General features: G+C 43.4%; 12 protein-coding genes and 1 tRNA gene. 8 read left to right on the top strand and 5 right to left on the bottom strand.

All coding sequences use genetic code 11. The features are described 5' to 3' along the window. Window positions 1-31 precede the first annotated feature (31 nt). The 3 genes from ftsH (at window position 32) to KUG37_RS01490 (ending at window position 3,334) form a co-directional block, all read left to right on the top strand. Window positions 32-1,921, top strand: a complete 1,890-nt coding sequence (gene ftsH / locus KUG37_RS01480; protein ID WP_216933890.1) for an ATP-dependent zinc metalloprotease FtsH — start codon at window positions 32-34, stop codon at window positions 1,919-1,921. A gap of 138 nt (window positions 1,922-2,059) precedes the next feature. Continuing rightward, window positions 2,060-2,911: a dihydropteroate synthase gene (gene folP / locus KUG37_RS01485; RefSeq protein WP_216933892.1), complete on the top strand. Its 852-nt coding sequence runs from the start codon at window positions 2,060-2,062 to the stop codon at window positions 2,909-2,911. A 108-nt stretch (window positions 2,912-3,019) separates the two neighbouring features. Next, complete coding sequence (locus KUG37_RS01490; protein WP_216933894.1) at window positions 3,020-3,334, top strand: DUF5713 family protein; 315 nt, start codon at window positions 3,020-3,022, stop codon at window positions 3,332-3,334. A 31-nt stretch (window positions 3,335-3,365) separates the two neighbouring features. Here the strand turns inward: KUG37_RS01490 and KUG37_RS01495 are convergent, their stop codons facing one another. From KUG37_RS01495 to KUG37_RS01505, 3 genes are all read right to left on the bottom strand, one after another. Beyond that, window positions 3,366-4,046, bottom strand: a complete 681-nt coding sequence (locus KUG37_RS01495; RefSeq protein WP_216933896.1) for a hypothetical protein — start codon at window positions 4,044-4,046, stop codon at window positions 3,366-3,368. Window positions 4,047-4,134: 88 nt separating this feature from the next. Beyond that, window positions 4,135-4,220: transfer RNA gene (locus KUG37_RS01500), tRNA-Leu, on the bottom strand. 170 nt (window positions 4,221-4,390) lie between these two features. Continuing rightward, on the bottom strand, window positions 4,391-5,119 hold the full coding sequence (locus tag KUG37_RS01505) for a hypothetical protein (RefSeq protein WP_216933988.1): 729 nt from the start codon (window positions 5,117-5,119) through the stop codon (window positions 4,391-4,393). A gap of 174 nt (window positions 5,120-5,293) precedes the next feature. Here KUG37_RS01505 and KUG37_RS01510 point away from each other — a divergent pair, with 174 nt between their 5' ends. Further along, window positions 5,294-5,800, top strand: a complete 507-nt coding sequence (locus KUG37_RS01510; RefSeq protein ID WP_216940102.1) for a hypothetical protein — start codon at window positions 5,294-5,296, stop codon at window positions 5,798-5,800. A 56-nt stretch (window positions 5,801-5,856) separates the two neighbouring features. On the opposite strand, the gene KUG37_RS01515 is transcribed toward KUG37_RS01510, so the two are convergent. Both KUG37_RS01515 and KUG37_RS01520 read right to left on the bottom strand, forming a co-directional pair. After that, the gene (locus KUG37_RS01515; protein WP_216933900.1) at window positions 5,857-7,179 is read right to left on the bottom strand and encodes a hemolysin family protein; all 1,323 of its coding nucleotides are present in this window, start codon (window positions 7,177-7,179) and stop codon (window positions 5,857-5,859) included. A 127-nt stretch (window positions 7,180-7,306) separates the two neighbouring features. Next, a complete protein-coding gene (locus KUG37_RS01520; RefSeq protein ID WP_216933902.1) occupies window positions 7,307-8,296 on the bottom strand; it encodes a LysR family transcriptional regulator in 990 nt (329 codons plus the stop codon). Between the two features lie 660 nt (window positions 8,297-8,956). Between KUG37_RS01520 and KUG37_RS01525 the strand changes: the two genes are divergently transcribed. From KUG37_RS01525 to KUG37_RS01540, 4 genes are all read left to right on the top strand, one after another. Further along, window positions 8,957-10,558, top strand: coding sequence for an isocitrate lyase (locus tag KUG37_RS01525; RefSeq protein ID WP_216933904.1), 1,602 nt, complete (start codon window positions 8,957-8,959; stop codon window positions 10,556-10,558). A 259-nt stretch (window positions 10,559-10,817) separates the two neighbouring features. Next, window positions 10,818-13,916, top strand: coding sequence for a multidrug efflux RND transporter permease subunit (locus KUG37_RS01530; RefSeq protein WP_216933906.1), 3,099 nt, complete (start codon window positions 10,818-10,820; stop codon window positions 13,914-13,916). 197 nt (window positions 13,917-14,113) lie between these two features. Continuing rightward, window positions 14,114-15,454 carry a magnesium transporter gene (gene mgtE, locus KUG37_RS01535; RefSeq protein ID WP_216933909.1) on the top strand — a complete coding sequence of 447 codons (1,341 nt, stop codon included), beginning with the start codon at window positions 14,114-14,116 and terminating at the stop codon, window positions 15,452-15,454. 76 nt (window positions 15,455-15,530) lie between these two features. Next, window positions 15,531-16,109: a DUF4112 domain-containing protein gene (locus tag KUG37_RS01540; RefSeq protein ID WP_216933911.1), complete on the top strand. Its 579-nt coding sequence runs from the start codon at window positions 15,531-15,533 to the stop codon at window positions 16,107-16,109. The last annotated feature ends 24 nt before the right edge of the window (window positions 16,110-16,133 follow it).

Below are 16,133 nucleotides of genomic sequence, written 5' to 3' on the forward strand. Positions count from 1 at the left end.
GATCAAATTAGATTGGAATGGGAATAAAGCTTTGAGCGATCTTTTTAAGAATGCCGTATTGTGGCTCGTGATACTGGGTGTGCTGGTGTTAATCTTCAGCAACGTCAGTGACCGCAATCAACCGACTACAATGAACTACTCAGAGTTTGTTGCCGCGGTCAATGCTGGCCAAATTAAACAAGTTGTGATTGACGGCGAAAGAATCCGTGGCGAAAAAACAAACGGTTCAGAGTTTGAAAGTATTCGTCCGGCAGTTCAGGATCCTGAACTGATGCCAAGCCTCATTAAAAATAATGTTGTGGTTGAAGGTGAAGCACCACAACGTCAAGGCTTGCTGATGCAGCTGCTTATTGCAAGTTTCCCTGTACTTTTAATCATTTTGTTATTCATGTTCTTTATGCGCAACATGGGTGGCGGTGCAGGTGGTAAAAATGGCCCAATGAGTTTTGGTAAGTCGAAAGCCAAAATGCTGTCTGAAGACCAGATTAAAGTCACGTTTGGTGATGTGGCGGGTTGCGACGAAGCCAAACAAGAAGTGGTTGAAATCGTTGACTTCCTGAAAGATCCAACCAAATTTAAACGTCTGGGTGCGAGTATTCCACGTGGTGTGTTAATGGTGGGTCCTCCGGGTACCGGTAAAACCTTGCTAGCGAAAGCCATTGCCGGTGAAGCTAAAGTTCCATTCTTTAGTATTTCGGGTTCTGACTTCGTTGAAATGTTTGTCGGTGTCGGTGCCTCTCGTGTACGTGACATGTTCGAACAGGCAAAACGCCATGCGCCATGTATCATCTTTATTGATGAGATTGATGCAGTCGGTCGTCATCGTGGTTCAGGTACTGGTGGTGGTCACGATGAACGTGAGCAGACACTGAACCAGATGCTGGTTGAAATGGACGGCTTTGAAGGCAATGAAGGCATTATCGTAATTGCTGCAACGAACCGTGCAGATGTACTGGATAAAGCTTTACTTCGTCCAGGTCGTTTTGACCGTCAAGTTGTGGTGGGCTTACCAGACATCAAGGGTCGTGAACAAATCCTGAATGTACATTTGAAAAAATTGCCTTCAGTGACAGGTGTGGACGTTAAAGTGCTTGCACGTGGTACACCGGGCTTCTCGGGTGCACAATTGGCTAACCTAGTAAATGAAGCTGCACTCTTTGCTGCACGCCGTAACAAAAATACTGTCGATATGCATGACTTTGAAGATGCAAAAGACAAGTTATATATGGGTCCTGAGCGTAAATCGATGGTACTTCGTGATGAAGAGCGTCGAGCGACGGCTTATCATGAAGCAGGTCATGCGATTGTTGCTGAAAGTTTGCCAGGTACAGATCCTGTGCATAAAGTAACGATCATGCCACGTGGTTGGGCTTTAGGTGTTACCTGGCAGCTACCTGAATTTGACCAAACCAGCCATTACAAAGACAAAATGTTGAATGAAATTTCTATTTTGTTTGGTGGCCGTATTGCCGAAGAAGTCTTCATTAACCAAATGTCGACTGGGGCTTCAAATGACTTTGAACGTGCAACCAAAATGGCACGTGCGATGGTAACCAAATACGGTATGTCTGACAAAATGGGCGTAATGGTCTATGAAGAAGAAGCACAGCAATCCTTTATGGGCAGTATTGGTAGTCGCAGTATTTCTGAAACGACGCAACTTGAAGTAGATCGTGAAATTCGTCGAATTCTAGATGAGCAATATAAAGTCGCACGCGATATCTTAGAAAGTAAAAAAGATGTTGCGCATGCGATGGTGAAAGCCTTGATGGAATGGGAAACTATTGATCGCGATCAAATCCGTGACATCATGGAAGGTCGTGAACCTCAGCCACCAAAAGTCTATATTGCAGAAAATCCTGTGATTGATATAACTCCTAATGATGGTCCTTTGACTCCTCCGCCATTGCCAGCGAGTTAATGATTAATTTATTAAAAAGAGCCTCTTGATGAGGCTCTTTTTTTATCCCGAGAATTATTTAATTAGGGGGAGAAAGTATTCTGACATCTCTGTAACAGAGTGGGTAAAATAGTCTGATTGATTTAATGGAGTATTGACATGCAGCTGATGCCTTTAGCACAACGTATCTGGACATTTGGTGATTTAAAATTAGATCTATCTCAGCCGCATGTAATGGGGATTCTCAATGTGACGCCCGACTCCTTTAGTGATGGTGGCCGACATAATCAAAAAGAGGAGGCTGTCGCACGTGCACTGGAAATGATAGCTGAAGGCGCAACTGTGATTGATATTGGTGGGGAATCTACCCGTCCAGGTGCGGCAGCGGTAGAGGTGGAAGAGGAAATTCGCCGCGTGGTGCCTGTGGTAGAGGCTCTATCAAAACATAATATTATTTTGTCGATTGATACTTCGCAGCCTGAAGTGATTCGGGCAGCGGTTCAGGCTGGAGCGCATATCTGGAATGATGTCCGTGCTTTGACTCGACCGAATGCGTTGGAAACCGCAGCTGAATTAAATATTCCGGTAATCATCATGCATATGCGCGGTGAGCCGACTACCATGAACAATCTGGATCAATATGAGGAGGTCACTTCTGATGTGATGCGCGAGTTATCCCAACGCGTTCAGGATGCCTTGGATGTTGGAGTAAAAGCGGAAAATATCATGATCGATCCAGGTTTCGGTTTTGCGAAAAATGCACAGCAAAATCTTCAATTGCTGAACGAATTTTATAAACTCACTGAAATGGGCTATCCGATTTTATCTGCCTTGTCACGCAAACGCTTTATCGGGACAGTTCTAGATGCTGCAGAGCCGCAAGCGCGCGCGGTTGGTTCGGCAACAGCACATTTACTCAGTATTCAGCAGGGTGCCTGTATGGTGCGTGCACATGATGTTAAAGCCACAGCGGATGCGATTAAAGTCTGGCAAGCCATGCAGATGGCTTAGAAATCGTGGGCTGAAAGTCAACTACTTGGCAATGTTGTTTGGCTTTTAAGCAACAATATGCTATATAGGCACGCTTAGATTAGATTGTCATCCTTTAGAGTGCCTGTAATGTTTGCAGATTTACTTCTCCCGATGTTCGATGATGAGTATTATCCCGATATTCTGGTTGCTGAAATCAAGCAACACATCGAGCGTTTTGCAAAAAAAGTTGAAAAAGCCGGTTTATCTGAATCAGATATTTATCAGTTTGCTCAGCGCACTGTGGCGGAAATTAATAAAATGAAACCACAGTTTGAAGACCTTGATTCATCATTAGATGATACTGCTGCAGATTATATTGCTGAAGCCATGATGATGGTGGTGCAAGAGCAGGGGTATTTTGATGTGGAAATGGAAGAATTGGTTGCCACACGTGAGTGGTAATCAAAAAGCCCTGTAATTTACAGGGCTTTTTTTAGGAATCTAAAAATGCATCTTTTATCGTTGAGTAACGAATTTGATCTGAAAGGCGTTGTTCTTCCTGCATACATTTTTGATGTAATTCAAAATAATACTGTTTTAAATTGCTTTGATGAGGCACAGTTTGAGGCTGATTCGATCGTGATTGACGATATGACCAATACGCCAACTGACGAATTTTTTGTAAGCGGACTAAAGCAATCCTAGGTACGGCATTTTTAAAATAAGCTTCGATCCAAATAGTGGAAAAGCTAAATGTAATCAGCACAAGACACAGCATGCTTAAAAAAGCCGACTGAATATATTTGAAATTGAGCAGGCATAAAAATAACAGCGGCACTTGTAGATATAAACAATTTTGCAGCCGCTTTGCATAACGGATTGAACTGTATTTGGCTTGAATGTGCATACGCCATAAATACGGATACAGTAAGGCAATCAGAATCATTGAAGCGGTGCTAATGGCTTGATCTTTTAATTCAAAATAATGGTAATACAGCGCTGCAGAGATAAATAAGCAACTCAAAGCGGTGAGCAGAATAAAGAACAATAAACGCAGATATAAATGTATGTCCATGACAGGATTGAAACATTTATAACGGCTATAACCGAGCGTATAGAAAAATGCGTCGGGATGGCGCAATTGTAATTGTTGTAAATTAAAAGCATGTGACATGCGGAGCTGTTTCCGTGATGCTAGATTTTAGGCATAAAAAAACCAGCATAAGCTGGAAATTTTATTGCACCATCTTCGACTTAGAAAATGGTGCCCGAGGCCAGACTCGAACTGGCACGCTTTGTGGGCGGGGGATTTTAAATCCCCTGTGTCTACCGATTTCACCACTCGGGCATGTGCGCAATAATAGAGGACGAAATAAAGCTTGGCAAGCAAATTTCTAAATGATTGCTTTCTTTTCAAGCAATTCCGTGGCCTCTCGCTGAAAAACCAGTAGATCCCCCCGTTTTTAAAGTCATTATTTGCAGACCTTTAAGATGGTCAATGAAAAAGGATAGAGAGAACTATAAGTTCTCGTCCAGATAACTGTCGACATCCAGATGTTTGATGGTTTTACAATATTGATGCTCGTATTTCAGTAGCTGGGTATATAACTTGGCATAATGATTTAATTGCTGTTTTAGTTCGGCGTGCTGAGGATCATTGCTTGAACAAAAACGTAATTTTAGTCGAAGCAGGCAGGTCTGTTTATAAGCCCAGAAGCAGATTCTGCGTAATTGTTGCAACTGATAATGTTCAGTATTCTGGCTGTTTTTCCGGAACAAATTTTCCCGATAAAAACGTACAAAGCCAAAGCTAATTCCAACAAAGAATAAACTCCACATCAGCAGGCTGCTTTGTACAAAAATCAGATTTAAGGCTTGCAGTAGAATCACCACAGCCATCTTGATTGGGGTGTGGCGTAATAACTGATACAGCGAATAAGAAGAATGTTGAATCTGTTGCAGAATTAAGGTGAGACTAAACATCAGGAATAACAGAATCGCCAAAATGGCATAACTCTGCGCCTGAAATTCACTCACTTGCACAAAAGATTGCTGTACTAGTTCACCGAACATCAAACTGATGGGAACAAAAATCATGGCTGCCAAAACCCAGGGAATTAATAGTTTGGCTTTATCCCAGATCCCCCGGATTTTGATTTGGCTATAGAACAGGTAATTGCCCTTAAATGCCGTCGGATACTGTCGTTGCAGTTGCTGCAGCAACAAATTCATTTGTGTAGTGGGCATCATCCAGAGATTAATGAAGAAATAGACACAGGCACTATAGTTGATTTGGCGCAGAATCATAGAAGAAATCCAGTTTCAGACCTTATCATTGTTTTAATCACGAAGATTTTAGTTTTTTAGCGCCAAATTATGCGAAAATAGTCAATTCAAGATTTATTTTTTTAAGGACAGTTTATGACTGATCAATCTCCTGAGGCGTTAAGCGACATCGAAATTTTAGACATCCTGCAAAGCATGAAGAAGGATGAGCTAGATGCTGAGGCGAAAGAGGTAATTCGTCAGGGTGGTAAAGCTGGTCGTCAGGAAGCGCATAAAGAAGCGTTAGTGGCATTGAATCAGTCATTTGAAGACAAGTTTGTAGAAGCTGTATCTTTGGCCTTGGGTTTAAATTCAGCACAAATCAAAAAAATCCGTTACAAGAAAGACCGGATCCGTATTTTGAAAGCGCGCGGTATCGATTATATGGCGATTGATGGTGCTGAGACCGCACATGTGCTTTCGCAAGTTGCACAAGCGATTCTGCGTGAAGATGCGATTGTGACCAAAGACCTGCACAATATCTTCCCATTCTGGAAAGAAGGCTGGCCAATGGTGCAATTCGACAATGCCTACAAGATTTTAGAAGATGATATTAAAATTCATTATCAAGCGGTGCTTGAAGCTTTGTTGTCCAAAGTCTAAGCCTCAGTCATAAAAAAAGCACCTTCGGGTGCTTTTTTTATGACTGAGAGAATAGATTAATCCGGATCTTTTTCAATCATTTCTGGAGCGTCTACAATACGTGTCACCAAGAGCTGATCAATCTTGAAATGATCTACATCTACCACTTCAAACTTATAACCGGCATGGATGACGCTATCGGCTGGGCGTGGAATTTTGCGAAGTTTGAACATCATAAAGCCGGCCAAAGTTTCATAATTATCGTCATTCGGCATTGAATCGATTTCAAGCGCATGCTTCATGTCTTCAATCGGCGTACTGCCTTCAATCAACCAAGAATTATTATCGCGTTTTATGATTTGCAGATCTGCCTCAATCGGCGTGACCCAATCCCCCATCACGGTAATCATAATGTCGGAAAGGGTAATTACCCCTACAACCAACGCATATTCATTAATGACGACCGCAAACTTTTCTTTGGTCGAACGGAAACGATCCAAAACTTCCGACAAGGTGAGGGAGTCAGGAATGGTCAAGACATTACGAATGGTGCTTTCATTTAACTGGAGCAGCGACTGATTGTTGAGGATACGCACCAGAATATCCTTGGCATCGACATAGCCAATCACGCTATCAATATCGTCACTACAGACCAAAAATTTAGAATAGGGATATTCTGCCAGTTTTTGTCGAATACTGTCTTCCGGTTCATTTAGGGTAAAGAACACCACATTTTCACGCGTGGTCATACTCGAAGGCACGTTACGTTCTTCAAGCTCGAATACATTTTCAATGAAATGATGTTCTTGTTTTTGCAGCACCCCGGCCTGCGCACCGGCATCCATCACTGCAGAAATATCATCAAAAGTAATATTGTCATCACGGATGGTATTCACTTTAAACAGACGGAACAGCATGTTGGCAATAGCATTGATAAACCAGGCCAAAGGTTTACAGACCTTGATGAAAATCTGAATCGGATCAATCACCGACACAGCAATTTTTTCTGGCGCGATCATCGCCAGACGTTTTGGCATCAGATCGGCAAATAAAATAAATAAAGAGGTGACAGCAGTAAACGACAGGACAAAGCTAATATTTTCAGCCCAAGGTCCTTGATAAAAGCGATTAACGAAACTGATGATATAAGGACGGAAGGCACCTTCACCTAAAATACCACCGAGAATGGCAACTGCATTTAAACCAATTTGAGAGGCTGCAAAGAAGTCAGCAGAATTTGCTTGTAGATCTAAAACTTTTTGAGCGCGATGTTCACCCGATTCAGCCAGAATTTTGAGTTTGACTTTACGGGCACCTGCGAGGGCGATTTCTGTTAAAGATAAAAAACCGGCTCCCGCGATGAGTATTAAGATAATCACGATATTTTGTAAGAGGCTCACAAATCCACCTGTGGATGAATAGTATCTTGGGATATTTTTAACACAAAAAAAGACTTGAGGTGTAAAAACTACCTCTCAAGTCTTCAAAGTATAATCTTAAAAAATAAGAATTTAGAAGAATTTGAGTTTAATAGGGTGAAAATTGAGAATTATTGTTCAGGAATTCACGATTTTCTTCTTCAATCATTTGGCGGGCTACATACAGAATCAGCTGACGTAACCAGCGATGTGCAGGGTGATGATGCAATAAAGGACACCAAGCCATTTTCAATTCAAATTCAGGAATATAAAACGGTGGGTCTTTGAGAATTAAATTGTGATTCTTGGCTTGCAGACGTGCGATGCGTGAAGGTAGTGTTGCTACCAGATCCACATTCGAGGCCAATAATCCCGGCATTTGATAGTGACGGGTAAAGACTGAAATTTTACGTTTCTGGCCAATACGTTCTAAAGCCTGATCGATCCAGCCCAAACCGGCCTGTTTCTCTGGGTTAACGCCGAAACCAACGCCCATACCCGTTTTAGATACCCAGATATGCTGTGCATCAAGATAGCTCTTTAAGTTCAGGTTGGTTGCAGCCGGGTGTTTATGATTCAGCAAACAAGAAAAACTGTCGCGCCAGACTAAAACCTGATGGAAACTTTGCGGAATCTCATTAAAGCGGTTGATTGCCAGATCGACTTTGCCTTGTTCCATGTCACGATATGACACATCACTTGGGGTCAGGAAGTCTAAGACTACATTCGGTGCTTCTGAACGTAAGGCTTTAACCAGACGGGGAACCAAGGTTGCTTCCGCATAATCCGAGGTCATGATCCGGAATACACGATTTGAGGTATAAGGACGGAACTCGGTACGCGGTTCCAGAATCATCGATAAGTCAGCGAGAGCATCCCGGATACGTGGCTGTAATTCTAGAGCACGTTCGGTTGGTGTCATGCCTTCAGAAGAGCGGATCAGGAGCGGATCATTAAATAAATTGCGTAATCGGCGTAAAATATTACTCATGGCAGGCTGGGTAACGCCCAATTGTTCTGCTGCACGGGTGACATTTTTTTCGCGAAGAAGTACATCAAGATAAATTAATAGATTGAGGTCGACTCGCTCCAGATTCATAAAAGAAATACCGAGAATAAATACAAGAAATTATACTCATTATGCCATAACTGCCGGGCTTTGTGTAAAGCACCGATGAAAAAAAGTCAGATACAAAGAGAGGAAATCTAGAGGTTTAGGCAGGCTTAAATCTTAGATAGGACAGGTGCTGCTGTGCAATATTTAAGTTCACCGACATCTCTTTTAATTTAAGGAGTAAACTTGATTTTTCTAAATGCATTACCTGGCACAGCTTAGTTAAATAACGTGATGAATTACATGAAATATGAACAAAAATCCAATTTGTACTTTGCTTGGCAAATGACCAAAAGCCATCATTTTTTAAAAATTAAAGTGGGTTGGACTTGAGCCACGACTTAAGTCTAATGAAGTAATTCTGAGCAACTCGTTGAATTTTTGCACATTACAAGCATTGGCTTATTTATAAATTTTAATTTAAATACAATTATTTATAAAAACAGTTATAGGTTATACTACGACTTTGATCTAGTCATTTTTTAAATAAATACTGAAGATTCTTGCAGGCTATTGGATTAATTTCCAGAAGCCCTCTACTCTTTAACTATCCCAACGAAACGTCGAAAATCTGAACAAGTAATTGAGGGTATGATTTTAGCCGTTCGTTGAAGAAAAATCCTAATATTATTACAGGAAAATATCATGACTACATACCAAACAGCGATTGATGCAATCCGCGAATTGAAAGCAAAATTCGGTAACACTTGGGCAGACATCAGTCCTGAAGATGCTGCACGTATGCAACTTCAAAACCGTTTCAAAACTGGTTTAGACATTGCGAAATATACTGCGGCAATTATGCGTCGTGATATGGCTGCTTATGATGCTGACTCTAGCAAATACACTCAATCTTTGGGTTGCTGGCACGGTTTTATCGCGCAACAAAAAATGATTGCGAACAAAAAATACTTCGGTACAACTGAACGTCGCTACATCTACCTTTCAGGTTGGATGGTTGCAGCACTTCGTTCAGAATTCGGTCCACTTCCTGACCAATCTATGCACGAAAAAACTTCTGTTCCTGCATTGATCGAAGAAATCTACACATTCTTACGTCAAGCTGACGCGAAAGAATTAAATGACTTATTCCGCGCTCTTACAAAAGCACAAGAAGCAGGCGACACTGCTAAAGCAGCTGAAATCACTTCACAAATCGATAACTTCCAAACTCACGTTGTGCCAATCATTGCGGACATCGATGCTGGTTTCGGTAACGAAGAAGCAACTTACTTACTAGCTAAGAAAATGATCGAAGCGGGTGCTTGTGCACTACAAATCGAAAACCAGGTGTCTGATGCGAAACAATGTGGTCACCAAGCTGGTAAAGTAACAGTTCCACACGAAGACTTCATCGCGAAAATCCACGCACTTCGCTATGCATTCTTGGAAATGGGTGTTGATGAGGGTATCATCGTTGCACGTACTGACTCTGAAGGCGCTGACCTTACTCAAAAAATCCCAGTGGTTAAAGAGCCAGGCGACCTTGCTTCTCAATACATCAGCTACTTAGACACAACTGAAATCGACATTTCAGAAGCTCAAGAAGACGAAATCCTGATCAAGCGTGATGGTAAACTTCACCGTCCTAAACGTCTTGCTTCTGGTCTATATCAGTTCCGTGAAGGCACTCAAATCGACCGCGTTGTACTTGACTGTGTAACTAGCTTACAAAACGGTGCTGACCTTCTTTGGATCGAAACTGCAACGCCTAACGTTGCTGAAATCGCTCACATGGTTAACCGTGTACGTGAAACAGTTCCAAATGCGAAACTTGTTTATAACAACTCGCCTTCGTTCAACTGGACCTTAAACTTCCGTCAACAAGCGTATGACCGTTGGGTTGCTGAAGGTAAAGACGTTTCTGCTTACGACCGTGCTAAATTAATGAGCGCTGAGTACGATGCAACTGAACTGGCTGCCGAAGCTGACGAAAAAGTTCGTACATTCCAGGCAGATGCTGCTCGTGAAGCAGGTGTGTTCCATCACTTGATCACACTTCCGACTTACCACACAGCTGCTCTTTCTACTCACGAGCTTGCTCAAGGTTACTTCGGTTCTGAAGGCATGTTGGCTTATGTTGCTGGCGTACAACGTAAAGAAATCCGCGGCGGTATCGCATGTGTTAAACACCAGGCAATGGCTGGTTCTGACATCGGTGATGACCACAAAGAAATCTTCGCTGGTGACAATGCATTGAAAGCTGGTGATGACGCTAAAAACACAATGAACCAGTTCAGCGCTTAATCCGCTCAATTGATTCACCAAAAAAACCCTGCATCTGCAGGGTTTTTTGTTTGGAAAAATGCTATTAATAAATAGGGAAGAGCAGACTTAAGACCGTGCTCAAGAAGAATTATCCATAATTTCTCCATGATTGGTTTTTATCGCAGTTTTTATGTGTTTAATTCTTGCATTCTGATGCTATGTCACTGAATATTTACATATAGATTGCTTGTATTTTGTACGACTTCCATCCCTAATTAATTAAAAGTGACTCGGACTTATGCTGTCTAGATTTTTTATCCACCGCCCGATCTTTGCTGGGGTGCTGGCGATTGTTGTCATGGCAATCGGCCTGTTCGCAGTGATGAACTTGCCCGTGGAACGTTATCCGGATATTGCTCCGCCACGGATAACGGTGGCAGCAACCTATACTGGCGCTTCTGCGGAAACTGTTGAAGAGAGCGTGACACAAATACTTGAACAGCAGATCAAAGGCATTGATCATCTGCTGTATTTTAGTTCGAGTAGTGATTCTTCAGGGCGTAGCCGGGTCAGCATCAGTTTTGAAAATGGTACAGATCCCGATACTGCACAGGTGCAGGTGCAAAATGCGATTAATGGTGTACTAAACCGTTTGCCGGAAGATGTGCAACGCCAAGGGGTCAATGTCTTTAAATCGTTGGGCGATACCCATATGGTGATCAGCCTGTACGATGAGTCCGGCCGCAGTAACAATATTGAACTTTCTGATTACTTGATGACGCATCTGGAGCAGGATATTTCGCGAATTGAGGGAATTGGCGAAGTCGATGTCTTTGGTTCACAGTATGCGATGCGGATCTGGCTGGATCCCAGAAAATTAAAACAATATAACCTGATGCCGAGCGATGTTCGTGCTGCAATTGAAGCCCAGAATACTCAGGTCGCTGCAGGTGCGATTGGTGATTTGCCGGCAGTGGAAGAGCAATATCTGAATGCCAAAGTTACTTCGGGTTCCCGTCTAAAAACCGTGGAGGAATTTCAGAATATTATTGTCAAGTCAGATCGTGCTGGCAGTTTTATTTATTTAAAAGATATTGCGCGGGTAGAAATGGGTGCTGAAAATTATCAGTCTTATAGTACCAATAATGGTTATCCATCTGCCGGCCTGGGAATTTCGCTAGCTTCAGGGGCGAATGCTATTGCAACTTCTAATCTGATCAAAGCTGAAATTGCCCGTATTTCGCAGCAATTGCCAGAAGGCTATAAAATTGCTTACCCACGAGACAATACCCCCTTCGTGCAAGAGTCGATCAAAGAGGTGGTCAAAACCCTGTTAGAAGCAGTGATTCTGGTGATCATTGTGATGTTTATTTTCTTGCAGAACTGGCGTGCGACTTTAATTCCAACCGTGACTGTTCCGGTAGTCATCTTGGGTACTATGGGAGTGCTCTATGCACTCGGTATGAGTATCAATACGCTCACATTATTTGCTCTGGTATTGGCGATTGGCCTGCTGGTCGATGATGCAATTGTGGTGGTAGAAAACGTTGAGCGGCTGATGCATGAACATCATCTGTCTGCCCAGGAAGCTGCATTAGAGTCCATGCAGGAAATTAGCGGGGCACTGATCGGGATTACTTTAGTCCTGACTGCAGTATTTATTCCCATGGCTTTCTTTGGTGGCTCTACTGGTGTGATTTACCGGCAGTTTTCTATTACACTGGTTGCAGCGATGTCTCTATCCCTGATGGTGGCACTCGTTCTGACTCCAGCACTATGTGCCCTGATTCTCAAGCCAAATCCTGAACCTGCGAAATGGGCTGCATGGTTTAATCAGAAACTGGATCATTTAAAACAGCGGTATCTAAAACTGGCCCAGATCACGATCCGCCATCAGGCCGTGTGTCTGGTGATATTTGCCGGATTGATCTGCGTATTCGGTCTGTTCTACCGCGCCTTGCCCACCAGTTTCTTACCGGCTGAAGACCAGGGGATTTTAAGTCTGCAGATTAAATTGCAGGAAGGTGCACCGCTGAAAAATACCATTCAGATCGGAGAGCAAGTCCGCCAATATTTTCTGGATCAGGAGCAGGCCAATATCAATCTGGTGATGATCCGTTATGGTCGAAATTTCTCTGGAACTGGTCAGAATCTGGCGACCGGTTTTGTGGCATTGAAACATTGGGATGAGCGTTCAGGTCAGGACAATACCGCGCAAGCAATTCGTGAACGGGCCTTGAAGCATTTTCAAAACAATCGCAATGCACAAATCAACGTGTCCATGCCACCTTCAGTCAATGGCCTGGGACAAACCGATGGCCTGGATTTCTGGATTCGAGATATTAATGGCAATGGCCGGCAATATCTGGAACAACAATTTAAAGCACTGGAAGCTCAGGCCGGCAACTATACAAGCTTTGAAAATTTGGGCAAACGTTCCAATCGGGAGAAAGCAGAGCTACGCGTCAATATTGACCAAAAACAGGCCATGGCCAATGGTCTGACCCAATCGGCAATTAACAGTACCTTATCTAGCGCTTGGGGCGGCAGTTATATCAATGATTTTATTGATCGCGGCCGGATTAAACGGGTGATTATGCAGGGTGATGCTGAATTCCGCTCCAAACCTGAAGATCTGGCGCAGTGGCATGTGCGCAATGACCAGAACCAGATGGTACCTTTTAGCAACTTCTCGCAAGTGGACTGGAGTGGTGGCCCTGAAGTGGTGAACCGTTTTATGGGCTATACCGCGTTGCAAATGGAAGCGGACCGGGCCAAAGATAGCAGTTCCGGTCAGGCCATGCAGGATGTGGAAGCGCTGATTGCCGAACAGGAGGGAGTCGATGTGGTCTGGAGTGGTCTTTCCTTTGAGGAAAAACAGTCGAGTAATCAGGCCATCTGGCTGTATCTGATTTCAATTGGCTTTATTTTTCTCTGTCTTGCGGCATTGTATGAAAGCTGGAGTATTCCTACAGCGGTCATGTCTGCGATTCCATTAGGTATTGGCGGTAACATCATTTTCAGTTATGTGGCTGGCTTCCCGAATGATATCTATTTCCAGATTGCCTTGCTGACTACCATTGGACTGTCCTGTAAAAATGCCATTCTGATTGTGGAATTTGCTTCGCTGGCACAGCAACAAGGCAAATCTGTAGTGGAGGCTGCTCTTGAGGGTGCATCGTTACGTCTGCGTCCAATCCTGATGACCTCTTTGGCCTTTGGCGCAGGGATTTTACCTTTGGTCTTTGCTACAGGCGCTGGTGCAGTGAGTCGCCAGGAAATTGGGGTTAGTGTATTTGGTGGGGTGGTTTTTGGAACCGTACTGGTCTTGATTTTTACTCCATTTATGTATGTTTTGATTCGGAGTTTGATTAAGAAAAAGCCGGTCTTTAAATAAGGTGTTATACCTTCTACAACTTGGGAAAAGCCTGACTCAGTCGGGCTTTTTTCTGGCTAAATATCGAGGAATTGATTTATACAAAAAATATCGTCATATTGCAGCATGATCATTAAAAGTATTCACATGAAAAAATTAGGATATATAGAGATCAGACCAAACATCTCTTGAATACAGATTTTTATAATGAGCTGCTTATGCCGACAATTTCAGAAAAAATCCAGCATATTCAACAACAACTACCTTCCGAAAATCATGACATCGCGATAGGCTTGCTCAACCAGCTCAATGTTGCTGATCAGGCTCGCATCTTAAAGGGCCTTGATACGCAGGAGCAGGCCAGGGTTTTAAGAGAACTCAATGAACCGAGTCAGGTTTATACCTTTATGCCCTTAGGACAGCAGGTGAGCGTGGCACAGCACTTATCTATTCCAGAGCTTGTTCCTATTCTGGACGCGATGCCTTCCGATGATTTTGTTGACATTTATAAGCAGTTTTCACCGCCGTTACAGCTGCAATTAATGAGTTCATTGTCGGAAGCCTCCCAACAAACGCTCAAGGATCTGGCGATCTATCCGGAAGGCACTGCGGGTGCCATGATGAGTTCACGTTTTGTGACGCTCTCCCCAGATTTAACGATGGATGAAGCGATACAGGCCTTACGTGTCGTGGCTGAAGGACAGGAAACCCTGTATCTGATCTATATTGTCGATGCAGAAGGGCGGTTGATCGGGGTGATTTCTTTAAGACAGATCATACAGGCCTTGCCAGAGTTGCGCATTGCCGAGGTGATGCAACGTGAAGTCATTTCTGCCCAAGTGACAGATGATCAGGAAATTGTGGCCCGAGCCTTGGCCTATTATGATTTTATTGCCTTGCCTGTGGTGGATGCCCAGCAAAAACTCTTGGGAATTGTCACCTATGACGATGCTATGGATATCGTCGAAGCCGAGACCACCGAAGATATTTTAAAGTCGGGTGCAGTGACACCACTAACCAAACTGAGCCTTAAAACTGCCCCGATTTTGACCCTATATCAGAAGCGTGTATTTTGGCTGGTGATTCTGGTTTTCGGCAGTCTGTTATCTGGAATCGGGATTGCACACTTTGAAGAGACCATTGCAGCACATATTGTACTGGTGTTTTTCATGCCACTATTGGTCGGCAGTGGAGGAAATGCCGGTTCACAATCAGCTACCTTGATGGTGCGCGCCCTGGCCACAGGCGATGTTGAGTTTAAGGACTGGTTTAACTTGCTGGGTCGAGAATCTCTGGTAGCACTGTGCTTAGGCGGCACCATGGCAATTGCTGTTTCTCTTCTGGGCTATATTCGGGGTGATATCATGGTGGCTGTAGTACTGGCCATCAGCATGCTCGGGATTGTGGTAATGGGCTGCCTGATCGGCATGAGTTTGCCCTTTATTTTGAATAAACTCAAACTTGATCCTGCCAGTGCCTCGGCGCCATTGGTGACGTCCATCTGCGATGCCACAGGTGTGATTTTGTATTTGTTTGTTGCTTCCAAATTATTGTTTTAATTCACAGATTGATACATCAGAGCAGAATAAAATGCTTTATGCTCATGATAATCAGTATTATATTCTGGAATAACGTATGCCTGAGCCTGGACAAAAAACCAAACTAAGCCAACAAGAGGTGATACGTCTGGAGCGTGATCTGGCCAAGTTTGCCAATATAATGGACTCCGTAGTACGAATTCCCTTTACCAAGCAGGGAGTAGGGGCAGATGCAGCCCTCAGTACAATTCCGGTGGCTGGAGATATTGCCGGTTTTGTATTGACCTGTTATGCCATTCATAAAGCCAAACAGATCGGGGTGCCAAGTGCCAAACTCAATCCGGTGATGAAACTGGCGATGATGGATGCAGTAGTAGGATTTATTCCGGTAGCGGGCACTGTCTTTGATATTTTTATTCGGCCCAGTCGCAAGGCGCTCGATGTCGTGCATCTGCATATTCGCGAGGAATATCAGATTAGCAGTGACCAGCATGTGGTACACCCATTTTTGCATGAAAGTCTGGAACGCAAACAGCAGCAATCTGCATTCTGGCGGAATCCCGTAGTGGCCTGGATCTGGATTCATATCCCAGATATTTTAGGCACTTTATTCCTGATTTTATTTGTTTTCGCAATCGGGTGGGGTGTTATGGCGCTGTATCATTGGATCAGCTGATTATGGTTGTATTAAAGAATAATC

The organism is Acinetobacter sp. BY419, assembly GCF_019038395.1.
GTDB lineage: Bacteria > Pseudomonadota > Gammaproteobacteria > Pseudomonadales > Moraxellaceae > Acinetobacter.

Excerpts from the sequence above, each read along its gene's own strand:
- folP (WP_216933892.1), top strand. The coding sequence starts at position 2,060 with ATGCAGCTGATGCCTTTAGCACAACGTATCTGGACATTTGGTGATTTA.
- KUG37_RS01490 (WP_216933894.1), top strand. The coding sequence starts at position 3,020 with ATGTTTGCAGATTTACTTCTCCCGATGTTCGATGATGAGTATTATCCC.
- KUG37_RS01495 (WP_216933896.1), bottom strand. The coding sequence starts at position 4,046 with ATGTCACATGCTTTTAATTTACAACAATTACAATTGCGCCATCCCGAC.
- KUG37_RS01505 (WP_216933988.1), bottom strand. The coding sequence starts at position 5,119 with ATGCCCACTACACAAATGAATTTGTTGCTGCAGCAACTGCAACGACAG.
- KUG37_RS01510 (WP_216940102.1), top strand. The coding sequence starts at position 5,294 with ATGACTGATCAATCTCCTGAGGCGTTAAGCGACATCGAAATTTTAGAC.
- KUG37_RS01520 (WP_216933902.1), bottom strand. The coding sequence starts at position 8,296 with ATGAATCTGGAGCGAGTCGACCTCAATCTATTAATTTATCTTGATGTA.
- KUG37_RS01525 (WP_216933904.1), top strand. The coding sequence starts at position 8,957 with ATGACTACATACCAAACAGCGATTGATGCAATCCGCGAATTGAAAGCA.
- KUG37_RS01530 (WP_216933906.1), top strand. The coding sequence starts at position 10,818 with ATGCTGTCTAGATTTTTTATCCACCGCCCGATCTTTGCTGGGGTGCTG.
- mgtE (WP_216933909.1), top strand. The coding sequence starts at position 14,114 with ATGCCGACAATTTCAGAAAAAATCCAGCATATTCAACAACAACTACCT.
- KUG37_RS01540 (WP_216933911.1), top strand. The coding sequence starts at position 15,531 with ATGCCTGAGCCTGGACAAAAAACCAAACTAAGCCAACAAGAGGTGATA.